11 protein-coding genes are annotated in these 12,214 nt (G+C 54.1%); 6 read left to right on the top strand and 5 right to left on the bottom strand.

Going from position 1 to position 12,214, the window contains the following annotated elements:
- The first annotated feature begins 606 nt into the window (after window positions 1-606).
- Genes trpD through trpA form a run of 5 tightly spaced genes read left to right on the top strand, consistent with a single transcriptional unit; the run spans window position 607 to window position 5,196 of the window.
- The gene (trpD, locus tag LBJ36_08490; protein ID MDR1379077.1) at window positions 607-1,737 is read left to right on the top strand and encodes an anthranilate phosphoribosyltransferase; all 1,131 of its coding nucleotides are present in this window, start codon (window positions 607-609) and stop codon (window positions 1,735-1,737) included.
- A complete protein-coding gene (locus tag LBJ36_08485; protein ID MDR1379076.1) occupies window positions 1,721-2,536 on the top strand; it encodes an indole-3-glycerol-phosphate synthase in 816 nt (271 codons plus the stop codon). The genes trpD and LBJ36_08485 overlap by 17 nt, the downstream gene beginning before the upstream one ends.
- A 13-nt stretch (window positions 2,537-2,549) precedes the next feature.
- Complete coding sequence (locus LBJ36_08480) at window positions 2,550-3,236, top strand: phosphoribosylanthranilate isomerase (protein MDR1379075.1); 687 nt, start codon at window positions 2,550-2,552, stop codon at window positions 3,234-3,236.
- Entirely contained in the window at window positions 3,233-4,456 is a 1,224-nt protein-coding gene (gene trpB / locus LBJ36_08475; GenBank protein MDR1379074.1) for a tryptophan synthase subunit beta, read from the top strand. The genes LBJ36_08480 and trpB overlap by 4 nt, the downstream gene beginning before the upstream one ends.
- Window positions 4,453-5,196: a tryptophan synthase subunit alpha gene (trpA, locus tag LBJ36_08470; GenBank protein ID MDR1379073.1), complete on the top strand. Its 744-nt coding sequence runs from the start codon at window positions 4,453-4,455 to the stop codon at window positions 5,194-5,196. Before trpB ends, trpA begins: the two co-directional genes overlap by 4 nt.
- A gap of 327 nt (window positions 5,197-5,523) precedes the next feature.
- Here the strand turns inward: trpA and LBJ36_08465 are convergent, their stop codons facing one another.
- The gene (locus LBJ36_08465) at window positions 5,524-6,870 is read right to left on the bottom strand and encodes a sodium-dependent transporter (GenBank protein MDR1379072.1); all 1,347 of its coding nucleotides are present in this window, start codon (window positions 6,868-6,870) and stop codon (window positions 5,524-5,526) included.
- A 549-nt stretch (window positions 6,871-7,419) separates the two neighbouring features.
- Here LBJ36_08465 and LBJ36_08460 point away from each other — a divergent pair.
- Window positions 7,420-8,331: a methylenetetrahydrofolate reductase gene (locus tag LBJ36_08460; GenBank protein MDR1379071.1), complete on the top strand. Its 912-nt coding sequence runs from the start codon at window positions 7,420-7,422 to the stop codon at window positions 8,329-8,331.
- Here the strand turns inward: LBJ36_08460 and LBJ36_08455 are convergent.
- The 4 genes from LBJ36_08455 to thrC all read right to left on the bottom strand — a co-directional run bounded on the left by LBJ36_08455 (window position 8,317) and on the right by thrC (window position 12,128).
- Entirely contained in the window at window positions 8,317-8,817 is a 501-nt protein-coding gene (locus LBJ36_08455) for a hypothetical protein (protein ID MDR1379070.1), read from the bottom strand. The two genes, LBJ36_08460 and LBJ36_08455, sit on opposite strands and share 15 nt — an antisense overlap.
- Before the next feature lie 138 nt (window positions 8,818-8,955).
- On the bottom strand, window positions 8,956-10,056 hold the full coding sequence (locus LBJ36_08450) for a PTS sugar transporter subunit IIC (GenBank protein ID MDR1379069.1): 1,101 nt from the start codon (window positions 10,054-10,056) through the stop codon (window positions 8,956-8,958).
- 63 nt (window positions 10,057-10,119) lie between these two features.
- Window positions 10,120-11,076: a homoserine kinase gene (thrB, locus tag LBJ36_08445; GenBank protein MDR1379068.1), complete on the bottom strand. Its 957-nt coding sequence runs from the start codon at window positions 11,074-11,076 to the stop codon at window positions 10,120-10,122.
- Window positions 11,076-12,128: a threonine synthase gene (gene thrC, locus LBJ36_08440; protein MDR1379067.1), complete on the bottom strand. Its 1,053-nt coding sequence runs from the start codon at window positions 12,126-12,128 to the stop codon at window positions 11,076-11,078. The genes thrB and thrC overlap by 1 nt, the downstream gene beginning before the upstream one ends.
- Window positions 12,129-12,214: the final 86 nt, after the last annotated feature.

Genomic DNA, 12,214 nt, shown 5'->3' with positions numbered 1-12,214 from the left:
TAAAGCCCTAGAATTGAAATTTGAACTCGAAATTTTGGGATAATTATGGTATAATACCTAACTAAAAATTAGCTATTTTGCTGTTGTTGGTTAATGCCAAAGTGGCTGTCAAAAGGCATGCCTTTTGATAGTTGCTTTTTAGTTTTTCGAGCATCAGCTTGCTGCGTTCTCATGCCTGGACGAGTTTTGGAAAATTTTCGGGGGGCTTTTTGATAGAACAACTAAAACAGACGAATATAGTTCTCTAAGAATGACTTGACAGATAAAAAACGGAATGTTATTTTAGTTATATTATCGTAAATTGAAAAGTAGGGTACAAAAAGAAGAAAAATTAAAAAATAGATTACAAACTTGCGAGGGTTGTCGAAATGACTAAAGTGGACAACACGAAAAATAAAGTAAAACGTAACGTAAATTCTTGGTGGTGGTGGCTTTAAGCTGCCCCGCCGGTTGACGTTTTCGGGCCGGAGGGTATGAGATACCTTTCGGCCTTTTTTTATCGTCATGTAACGGAAACGATAAAAATCGAACACAAGGGGCCGACCTACAAAATAGGGGAGCCCCTTGTGTTTTTTATTCAACAACTCACACAAGGAGGAACAGAAAATGGAACCATTTGCGGTACAAACGTGCGTCGACACCACGCCCCTGACCATCAGCGGCGCGGCGATGGAGGGGATCAAGGCCAACGACATGGTCTTTCCCCAACCGAAGAGCCTCTTCGTCGAGGTGTTCGAAAAGTTAGCGAATGGTAGAGACCTGGAATACGGCGAAGCCTTCGAGAGTTTCAAGGCCATGTACACCGGGAGCATGTCCCCAGCCTGCATTGGAACGTTTTTGATGGGCTTGAAAACCAAGGGCGAGACGTCATTGGAACTCCTGTGCGCCGCCCGGGCGCTGTTGGCGGAAGCGGCGCCGGTCCCAGAAATTACGGGCCCTCACATCGATATCGTGGGAACCGGCGGAGACCGAACCCATTCCTTCAACTGTTCCACCGCGACTTCTCTAACCCTTGCCGCTATGGGATACAAGGTAACCAAGCACGGCAACCGATCAGTGTCGAGCGTCTCCGGCAGCGCGGACATCTTGGAGGCGGTGGGGGTGCCCCTGGACCTCCCCGCCGCGCGGTTGACGGAGGAATTGGAACGCTCAAATTTCGTTTTCCTGTTCGCGCCCCTCTATCACCCGGCGTTCAAGCGCATCGCCCCCGTCCGCAAGGAGATCGGCGCTCATACGATCTTCAACATCATTGGCCCCCTTCTGAACCCCACGCGTCCCACACATCAACTGCTGGGAGTGCCAGGCAGACGTTACGTGTCCTTGCTGGGGGAGACGATGGCGATGCTGGGAGTCAAACGCGGCGCGGCGGTTTTTGGCGCGGGCGGTTTTGACGAGGTCTCGCCCTGCGGTAAAACACAGGTGATGTGGGTACGAGACGGCTGGACCCGGCAGGACGTCCTTGACCCCGAAAGCGCGGGTATAAAGCTGCGTACCCCTCAGGAGGTCTCTGTGCGAGACCCTAACGAGGCTGTGGAGGTCTTTCTAGAGGCGTTGCAAGGTTCTGGAAGGCCGGCGGTACGCGATATGCTCACTCTCAATACAGCCGTAGCGCTCATGTTGTTGGAGGACGACCTGACGTTCTCGGCAGCGGTGAAACGGGCACAAGAGGTCGTGGAGAGCGGCGTCGCGGGGAAAAAGTTTTTTGGGGAGGGGCGCGCCTATGCCCTCTATGCTTGAGCGTTTTCGAGAGGCAAAACAAGACGAGATAAAAAACTTGCATTCACGGCAAGAACGGGGAGAAATGTCCCTCATTTCGCCGGTTCAGAACCCTTCTTTTGGGTTCAGAGAGACCCTGAGACACGCGAGGCGGCCAGGCCGGTCTGCCATCGTCGCGGAGTACAAACGAACCTCGCCCTCTCAGGGAAATATCAACTTGACTTTGGCGCCGGAGGACGCGGCACGCTGCTACGCCGAAGCAGGGGCCGCGGCAATATCGGTGTTGACGGAATCTCGCTATTTCAAAGGAGAACTCTCGTTTTTGGAACAAGCGGCCAGCGCAAAACGGCCTCTTTTGCGCAAGGATTTTATTTTTCACCCCCTCCAAGTGATGGCCACCGCCGAAACTCCCGCTTTGGCCCTGCTGGTTATCATAAGGATGCTGGACAACGTAGAGCTGGCGGAGGTTCTCGACGCCTGTGTGGCTTACGGCTTGGAGCCCGTGTGCGAAATTTTTTCGACCAGAGATCTGGAACGCCTGCGTGCGCAGAATTTCTTGAATCGTTCCCCCGATCACCCTTTCATCGTGCAGGTCAACAACCGGGATCTAGACACGCTGAAGACAGATCTCTCCCTCTCCCGCGACCTGATCACGGACAAAAGAGAAGGCGAGTTTTGGATTTCCGCAAGCGGTTATAAAGACCGCTGTCAAATTGAGGAAATGGAGTCCTTGGGGTTCGACGCCTTCTTGGTGGGAACTTCTTTAATGGGGAGTGACGATCCCGCGGCAGCGTTGTCGGCGCTAGTCGAGGCTCATTGATATTGATATTGATATGATGGATATGATGGATATGATGGCCTCCGAGGTAAAAATAAAAATTTGCGGCCTGTCACGCCAAGAGGACCTAAATCTGTGTGTTCGATCGAAGGTGGATTTTGTGGGGTTCATTTTCGCCTTGGAAAGCCCTCGGGCCGTGACACCCTCGGCCGCGGCCCGCCTGGAGTCCCAGGATGTGGAGCGGGTGGGAGTCTTCGTAAACCGACCCGTGGAAGAGATCCTGAGCGTGGTGAGGGAAGCGCGCCTCGACCGTGTGCAACTGCACGGAAGAGAACCTCTGCCCCAGGTCAGAGCCATCGCTCACGCAATCGGCGCGGAGCGCGTCGTGAAAGTCTTCTGGCCCTTAGCGGAGGGATTAGAGGGATTAGAGGGATTGGAGGAGCTGGAAAGGGAAATGGCGCTTTACGCGGATTCGGCGGCCTGCTTCCTCTTCGACGGGGGACGAGATGGAGGTGGACAGGGGCAGGTTTTGCCCCTGAAGGTTCTTCGTCTCCTGAAAGAAAAAAGCCCGCGCCCTTTTTTCGTGGCGGGTGGATTGGGCCCGGAAAACGCCGCCGAGCTCGCCGAAAAAATCACGCCCTTCGGTCTTGACCTAAACTCCGCTCTAGAAAGCGCGCCGGGAAAGAAAGACCCAGCAAAAGTCATAAAAGCTCTAGAAGCGATAAGGAGGATAAAAAAATGAAAAAGGGGTATTGGGGAGATTTTGGCGGCCGATTCGTTCCTGAGCTGTTGATACCCCCGCTGTTGGAGCTAGAAAAGGCGTTCGAGGAAATCGTGCCCTCGCGGGCTTTTCGCGAGGAGTTCGACGGGCTGATGAGGGACTTCGTAGGTCGCCCATCCCCAGTGTACCGTTGCGGGCGCCTTTCGGAGGAAGTAGGGCTGAACCTTTATCTGAAGCGCGAGGACCTGAACCACACAGGGGCCCACAAGATCAACAACACGATCGGTCAAGGGCTTTTGACGAAGCATATGGGTAAGAAGATCTTGTTGGCGGAGACCGGAGCGGGGCAACATGGTGTGGCCACGGCGACGGCCGCGACGATGCTGGGGCTGGAGTGTGTGGTCTACATGGGGGCCACGGACGTGGAACGCCAATCCTACAACGTTCGGAGAATGTTACAACTTGGAGCGAAAGTCGTGCCGATCGAAAGCGGGACGAAGACGCTGAAAGACGCTATCAACGCGGCGCTCCGCACCTGGATCGCCGACCAGCAGTCGACCCACTACTGCCTTGGTACCGCTGCGGGGCCCCATCCTTTCCCCTCGATGGTGAAGGAATTTCAGTCTGTCATCAGCCGCGAGGCCAAACGCCAGATGAAAGAGAAGACCGGCCGGTTGCCTGATGTGGTAGTGGCCTGCGTGGGGGGCGGCTCCAACGCCATCGGAACCTTCGCGGACTTCATCAAGGAAAAAGGCGTCCGTCTGGTGGGAGTGGAGGCTGCGGGCACGGGAGAGGCGGGCTGTGCCAATTCTGCGCCGCTCAATCTGGGGTCTCCTGGGGTTCTACACGGAACGCGCACGATGCTGCTCCAAACGGAGGACGGTCAAATCATGGGCTCCAGTTCCATCGCCGCCGGACTGGACTACCCCGGCGTGGGACCGGAGCACTCGTACCTTCATGCCACGGGTCGAGCGGAGTATGGCATGATCATAGACGACGAGGCCGTGGACGCTTTTCATAGGCTTTCCCGCGCTGAAGGCATCATCCCCGCTCTGGAAAGCTCTCACGCGGTGGCCTGGGTACTGAAGCACGCGAGTGAGCTTCAAGGCAAAGATGTGCTGGTGTGCCTTTCCGGGCGCGGAGACAAGGACATCGATATCATCGAGGAAGCAAAAAGTAAAACAGAAAAAGCAAAAGAAGAAAAAGCGAAAGAAGCAAAAGAAAAGGAGGGACGACGATGAGCCGCGTCACCGAGAGAATACGAAGCATCAATAAACGGGGTAAAAAAGCGCTCATTCCCTACCTTCCAGGGGGGTATCCCCAGGAAGATACTTTCTGGGACGTGATAAAGGAGCTGGACGACCCCGACACGGGTGTCATTGAGATCGGGGTTCCTTTCAGCGATCCTGTGGCGGACGGCCCCGTGGTGGAGGCAGCGTCCCTTCAGTGCCTGGAGAATGGAATGACCCTTGCCCGCCTTCTGGAGGAAACTCGACGCCATAAGCAAAATTTCGAGACGCCATTGCTCTTCATGGGCTACTATAACTCATTTTTGCACTACGGACTTGACCACTTTGCCCAAGACGCCGCCAGCGCGGGGCTATCCGCCGCTATCATACCCGACCTGCCTTTAGAGGAATCTCATGAGGCGCGACGGGCTCTGAATGCCTTCGACCTGGACTTGATTCCCTTGGTGGGCCTTAATACTCCTAAAGAGCGTCTAAAGAAGTACGCCGAGGTAGAGCAGGGGTTCCTTTATTTTGTTTCTGTGCTGGGGACTACGGGTGTGAGAGAAACGTTTCCCCCCGAACTGCAAGATGCTCTGATGCGAGTCCGAGAATACTTTTCCATTCCCGTGGCGCTGGGGTTCGGCATCACAACCCGAACCCAGGTTGAGGAGTTCGGCGATCTCATCGATGCCGGCGTTATCGGCAGCGCCCTGATCCGCAACATCGCCGAAGGGCGAGGGGCTCGCCTATAAAAGATCTCCCGACCGCGGAGCTTTTTCATCACGGCTTTTTCATCACGGCTTTTTCACCGGATAAAAACAAAGGTCGATACCAAACGCGAGAAAAAAGTCGCCGATATCGGCTTTTGTTGTAATGAGCTGCAATAAGCGCAATAATGACGCAGTGTATAGGTATTTTTCAAAAAAACATTAATCCTCGACTCCGCCGAGCCGCATTCTGGCTCTTTGGCGGAATCGAGAATCACGCGGAGATGTGTTGCGATGTGTTGCGTTGATCAATCCTATCCTAATCCTCCGTTGTCTTACGCAAACCTGAAGATTTTTAAAACGAAATCATCATTACCATTTTAAGCCTGACACGAAGATGTAGGCGATGCCCACGGGCGCCACGATCCGCACGCACCACACCCAGACGTTCCACCAGGGGAACTGTAGTTCGCCTCCGTTGGTTAGCTCTTCTTTTGCCTTGGGAAGCCAGAACCACCCGACGAAGACACTGGCGAGGAAAGATCCCACCGGCAGGAAGACGTTGTTGCAGAGGTACTCCACGGCGTCGAAGAAAGCCTTGCCCGCGATGGTGGGGGTGCCGCTCAAAGACAGCGCGGAGGGCACGCCCAGGATGATGATGATGATACCCAAAATCCAGGCGGCTCTGGATCGCTGCCATCTGAACTTCTCCATTCCGAAGCTCACGGCTACCTCCATAAGGGACATGGAGGATGTGATGGCGGCGAAAAAGAGCAACAGGAAAAAGAGGAAGGAAAAGAGCATACCCGCCGGCATTTGGGAAAACACGACGGGAAGGGTGACAAAAGACAGCCCCGCGCCTTGGCCTGGTTCAAGCCCCATGGCGAATACCGCCGGGAAAATGGCGAATCCCGCCAGCAAGGCGACCAACGTGTCCAGGGAAACCGTCCACAGACTGGCGGAGACAAGGTGCTGGTCCTTTCCGAGATAGCTTCCATAGGTGATCATGATGCCCAAGCCTAGGGAGAGAGAAAAGAAGCTCTGCCCCAGAGCGTCGAGCAATGTCTCGTTTGTCAACTTACTCAGGTCGGGTTTCAGATAGAACTCGACCCCCACTCCCGCGCCGGGAAGGGTCAAAGAGCGGAGAATCAGAATGATCAAGATGACGAATAAAGCCGGCATGATAATCTTACAGGCTTTTTCAATTCCCTTTCCGATGCCGCCGAGTACCACCAGCATCGTTAAGGCCATGAACAGGACCTGAAAAGCAACGACTTGGTATGAATTGCTGATGAACGCTCCGAAAAAAGCCGCGGATTGTCCCACTGCGGTCATTTCGGCGAGGCCGTTGAGGCTCGCGACCATGTACTTAATGGTCCAGCCACCGACCACGTTATAAAAAGAAAGGGTCAAGAAACCACCGGCTATGGTGCCCAACCAACCGATCAGGGACCAGAACGGGTGTCCTATAGCCTTGAAGGCGGCCACAGGTGTCTTCTGCGCCGCGCGTCCGATGGCGAATTCCGCTAACATAACGGGAAACCCTATGAAAACGGTAATCAGAAGGTAAACCAGAACGAAAGCCGCTCCGCCATCTTTACCCACAAGGTACGGGAAACGCCAGATGTTGCCCAAACCGATAGCCGAACCCGCAGCCGCGAGGATAAATCCTAGGCGGCTTTCCCACTGCTCTCTCTGCAAAATGTTTTTCTCACTCACTTCAAGGACCTCCATATTGATAATTACTTATATTATCACAAATTGATAAAGCAAGTTAAATTTAGCAAAATTAGAAAAATAACTGGGTTTTCGGCAATATTGAGATTATAAAACTGATTTACGATAAAGCGATGAGAAAGCCAACGACTTCCGCCTTTGGATGAGAATCGCAACGCTGCCAACGGCGGCGTTTGTTTTGTATTTGGTTTCTTGCCATATGTCTACTTTCATGTTAAACTCCTTTTATGGTTTATCAACTTATGGCTTATCAACGCGAGATGCGGGGCGGAGCACGGCCGGGATATCAATCGGGATATTGATGCGGCTGTAAATATTCTCAGAGTGGGGGCATCCACTCTTAAAAAATAAAAAAGGAGAAGACGTAAGACTGGTTTCAGGCGGCTGTCTTTGTCGATCTTAGAATCCCGCAACTTTAGTCGTGGGAGTATGTCAAAAGGCATTGAACTCAGTATACAATGAAAATTAATAATGAAATTAATCGAGTAAAAACCAACTAAAAAAATTTGAGGACGGAGCAAGAATGAAAACATGAAAATCAATTCGATACTGAAGAAACGACGCACTCTTTCTTTCGAAATATTTCCCCCAAAACCGGAACATGATGAAGACCTGTCGGGTATCCGCAAGACTCTGGCAGCGTTTACCGCTCAATCTCCTGATTTCGTCTCCGTGACTTATGGCGCGGGAGGACACAACCGTCCAAGAGCGTTGGAGATCGCGGAAATCGTTCTGAAGCTGAAGATGACGCCCCTTTCACACCTGACGGCTGTGGGGTACACGAAGGAAGACGCGAGACGGATTACGGCCGCTTTAGCGGATTCGGGAGTCGAAAATATCTTGGCACTTCGAGGCGACGTGCCACCTCAGATAAAGTTCCCCCAAGCTCCTTGGGTCGATTTCCACTACGCCCTAGATCTGGTGGAGTTCGTGACCTCTAAAAACTTTTGTTTGGGAGGCGCGGCCTATCCAGAAAAGCACCCGGAAAGTCCAGATATGGCGTGGGACATAGAGGTGATCATGCGCAAAGAACGCGCAGGTGTTAACTTCTTTATAACACAGCTCTTTTTCGATAACGATCTCTTCTTCAAGTTTCGCGACCGCTGTCGCGCCGCGGGAAGCCGGGCCCCTATCATCGCCGGTATCATGCCGGTCTTCAAGGCGCAGCAAATCCGCCGCATCGTGGAAATATCGGATTGCTCCGTGCCCCCCGCGCTCCAGGCGATTCTCGAACGGCACGCCAATGACAACAAAGCGATGGAGGACGCGGGGTCTGACTACGCGGCCTCACAGATTGCGGAACTCTGGCGAGAGGGCGTAGACGGCGTGCACCTTTATACCATGAACAAGTCGCGTCAAGTCCTGGATATCGTGGAACGGAGCGGTGTACGGAGCGCCGAAAAGGAAAATGTCTTAAAAGAGAACTCTTCAGAGAAATTTTGACCGCAGAGCAGCGGCAGCGGCTTCGGCGGAATTTGCCGCCACCACGCAGGTGATGTCGTAGGAGTTGGAGACGATCATGTCGATGTTGATCTTTGCCTCCGCGAGGGTGGAAAACATCTTTGCGGGGAGGTCCACAGCGCGGTCGAGGTTCAGTCCCATCAGGGACACCCGGGCAATCTCCGTGCTGAAGGAAACCCCTTGGGCATAAATGGTCTTAGCTACCTTCCGGCAGCCCTCCACAGCATCGTCCAAACGGGCTTTCTCCACGAGAAAGCCCACATCCGTGACGCCTCCTCGCATGTTGTTTTGTACGATCATCGCGACGCCGACACCGCGCCCCGCCAGCTCGGAAAAAATCCCCGCGGCCACGCCGGGAATGTCGGGCACGCCCAGCAGGGTGATACGCGCTGACGTGCGGTCGATGCGAACGTCGAAAATTTGTGCATCGAGTGGTCCACTGGGCTCACGGGGAAAATTTGAATTCATACTCAAAGCTCCTTCTGTTTTTCGGATAAAGTTTTATACTCGCGAACTGCCATAAACCGCCATCAAGAACAAAATAGCCATTACCTTCCAGCATAAGAACCACGTTTCAGGAATCATGCCCGATGAGCGCTGCCGATATCAGCACTCGATCCACAAATCCCTATTTTTTATAATCCCGCGTTTGCGCATCCATTCCGAGACGAGCCAGGCTACGACAGCAGGAATGACGATAGCTATCATCAGCAAACCCAGCCAGTCGAAATAAGAGGGAAGTATGGTCACTTCTCCTATGGCCGCGGCCGCTTCTGAAGGAGTGAACCAGCCGGAGATCACGCCGATGGGACCTACCATGCCTGAAGTGCCCATACCGGACGCGATGGGCGGGCCGTTTTGTTTTAACTTGAAAATAACGCTTGCTACCGGACCGTTTACCAGCGAAGCCGCGATGGCAGGCAGCCATAAGACGGGTTTTTTCATTAAATTGGGAATTTGCAGCATGGATGTGCCCAGTCCTTGCGCCAGGAGTCCGCCGATTTTGTTTTCCCGCCAAGAGGCGACCGCGAAGCCCACCATATGGGCACAACATCCGGCAACGGCCGCTCCGCCTGCCAGGCCGACCAGACCGAGCGCGGCGCATATCGCCGCCGAGCTGATAGGCAAGGTGAGGATAATACCGACTATTCCCGAAATCAAAATACCCATGATGAACGGCTGCATTTCCGTAGCCCACATGATGGCGATTCCAAACGAAGAAGCAATCTTGCCGATGGGAGGGGCTAACAAATAAGCGGCGGAAATGCCAACCGAGATGGTGACAAAAGGCGAGACTATCAAGTCCACCGGTGTGATTTTGGAAACCAGCTTACCGGCGAATACCGCAATCAAGGTGATAAAGTACACCGCCAGTGGGCCGCCAGAACCTCCCAGGGAATTTGCGGCTTGGCCTACCGCCACCAGTGAATAGAGCACGAAAGGCGGAGTTTGCAGCGCGAAACCGATGGAAAGCGCCATTGCAGCGCCTGTACCAGCGGTGGCGAATCCGCCTATTTGATTAAGAAAAGAGATGCTAAGTTGGGTGCCTAACGTGTTCATAATCGTGCCGATAAGCAGCGATGCGAAAAGTCCATGGGCCATAGCGCCCAGGGCGTCGATGCCGATCCTTCGCCAAGTGAACTCAATGCCTTGCTTTTTGAGAAAAACAGTATATGGCCCAGCATCCATAAAATTGAATACTGCCATGAGATCGCCTCCCCTTATAAATTAAAAAATAGCGCATTAAAAAATGGTATATTATACAATATATTATACAATATCAAGCAAAGTTTTAGAAAAAGTTTTAGAAATGGTCAATCGTGTTCCTTCGGCCGTGCCCTCTAGGACGAAAAACTGAGAGGCGACCCCATGTTCGGAGAATGTTCGGCACATCTCGGACGCCGCTTGGCCAGGCTTTCCCCGAATCAACGCGACCACGGTGGGGCCAGACCCGCTGATGGCGACTCCCAGGCAACCGGAAATGCTCCTCACCCGATCCATGATGACCTCGCCCCCCGGAAAAAGCCGAGATCTGTAAGGTTGATGTAACCTGTCGTCCATGCCCCAGGTCAGGTGTTCCCACCGGGATGTGGCCCAGGCGGCGCAGAGAAGAGCGACACGCCCCAAGTTGAAGACCGCGTCGCCGAACCGCACTTCCTGGGGAAGAGCTTTGCGCGCGTCACTGGTCTTCACCTGTACATCAGGGACGGCGGCGACGACGTGCATGTCCTCAGGTAGTGGCGGAAGTTTTACGTAGCGCAGTTCCTTCCCATCCCAGCAACTGACCGTCATTCCTCCCAGATAGCAGGGCGCCACGTTATCGGGGTGTCCCTCAATGGAGGTCATGACCCGCAACAGTTCCGCCTCAGGCGTATCGCGCCTGGCTAGGGCGTTTGCCAAAACGACACCCGCCACCACAGCCGTGGAAGAGCTTCCCAATCCTCGGCACAAGGGGATGACGTTGTGGCACTCCAGCTCGAATCCCTGAGGAATCATTCCCCAGGTCTCGCAGGCCCGAAGGTAACTTTGAATCACCATGTTATCCCCCGCGTCCGAGAGGATCCCCGTGCCCTCGCCGATCACGTCGCAGGCAAAGCGTCCCTGAGACAGAAGTCCCCTGACGTTGAAGACGTTGTAAAGGGAAAGGGCCATACCCAAGGTGTCGAAGCCCGACCCCAGATTCGCGCTGGTGGCGGGAACTCGCACGGAAATCAAAGGATCGCGCATCAGGACCCCGCCTGTTTTTCCAAAACCGACAGCAATTCGTTCAAGTCGTCCCCGATCTCAATGGGACGTCCTACCTGAGTCATGGCCGTATCCGGGTCCTTGAGACCGTTCCCCGTAAGGACCATCACTACTTTGATCCCCCTGGGTAACCGACCCGACGCCTTGAGCTTCAGGAGTCCTGCCAGAGGCGCGCATGATGCCGGTTCGGCGAAAACCCCGCCCTTCGACGCTAAAAGGCGCTGGGCGCTCAAGATTTCCTGGTCGGTGACGGAGTTGAACTCGCCATTGGATTCAGCCACCGCGGCGCGGGCCGGCTTGGCGCTGACCGGGTTGCCGATACGGATGGCGGTCGCGACGGTCTCAGGGTTGGGACAGGGTTTGTTCGTAACCAGAGGAGAGGCTCCCTCCGCCTGAAAGCCCATCATGCGAGGGGTTTTTGTGATATATCCCAGTTGACGGTACTCCAGGTAGCCCGCCCAGTAGGCGCTGATGTTTCCAGCATTGCCCACGGGGATGGAGTGCCAGTCAGGAGCGTCTTTTAAAGCCTCGCATATTTCCCACGCGCCGCTTCTCTGGCCTCGAAGACGGTAGGGGTTGACGGAGTTTACCATAGCGTACCCGCGGCTCTCTGCCGCCTGACGGGCCAGCTCCAAGGCTTTGTCGAAATTCCCATTGACCGCGATGACCGTGGCTCCGTACATCAGGGCCTGAGCCAGCTTCCCCAGGGCGACTTTTCCCGCGGGGAGAAGCACAAAACAGGGAATGCCCACGGCGGCGGCGTAAGCGGCCGCAGACGCGGATGTATTCCCTGTGGAAGCGCAGACCAGCGCCCGGGCTCCCTCTTCCAACGCTTTGGCCACGGCCAGGACCATGCCACGGTCTTTAAAGGACCCCGATGGATTGCAACCCTCGAATTTTCCCCATAGCTCGATTTCCAGTTCCTCACTGACACGTGGTAGGTAGATAAGAGGCGTGTTGCCTTCCTCCAAGTTCACCGCCGGTGTCGCCGCCGTCAGGGGGAAAAGTTTCGCGTAACGCGCAAGTAATCCCATGTAAAATTCCTCCGTTATGAAATAAAATATAAAATAACTTATGAAATAAAATACGAAATAACTTATGAAATAACTTATAGAAAATA

Source organism: Synergistaceae bacterium (assembly GCA_031267575.1).
Taxonomy (GTDB): domain Bacteria; phylum Synergistota; class Synergistia; order Synergistales; family Aminobacteriaceae; genus JAIRYN01.
The sequence above is the reverse complement of the archived record's forward strand: the minus strand, read 5'-3'. Positions and strand labels throughout refer to the sequence as shown.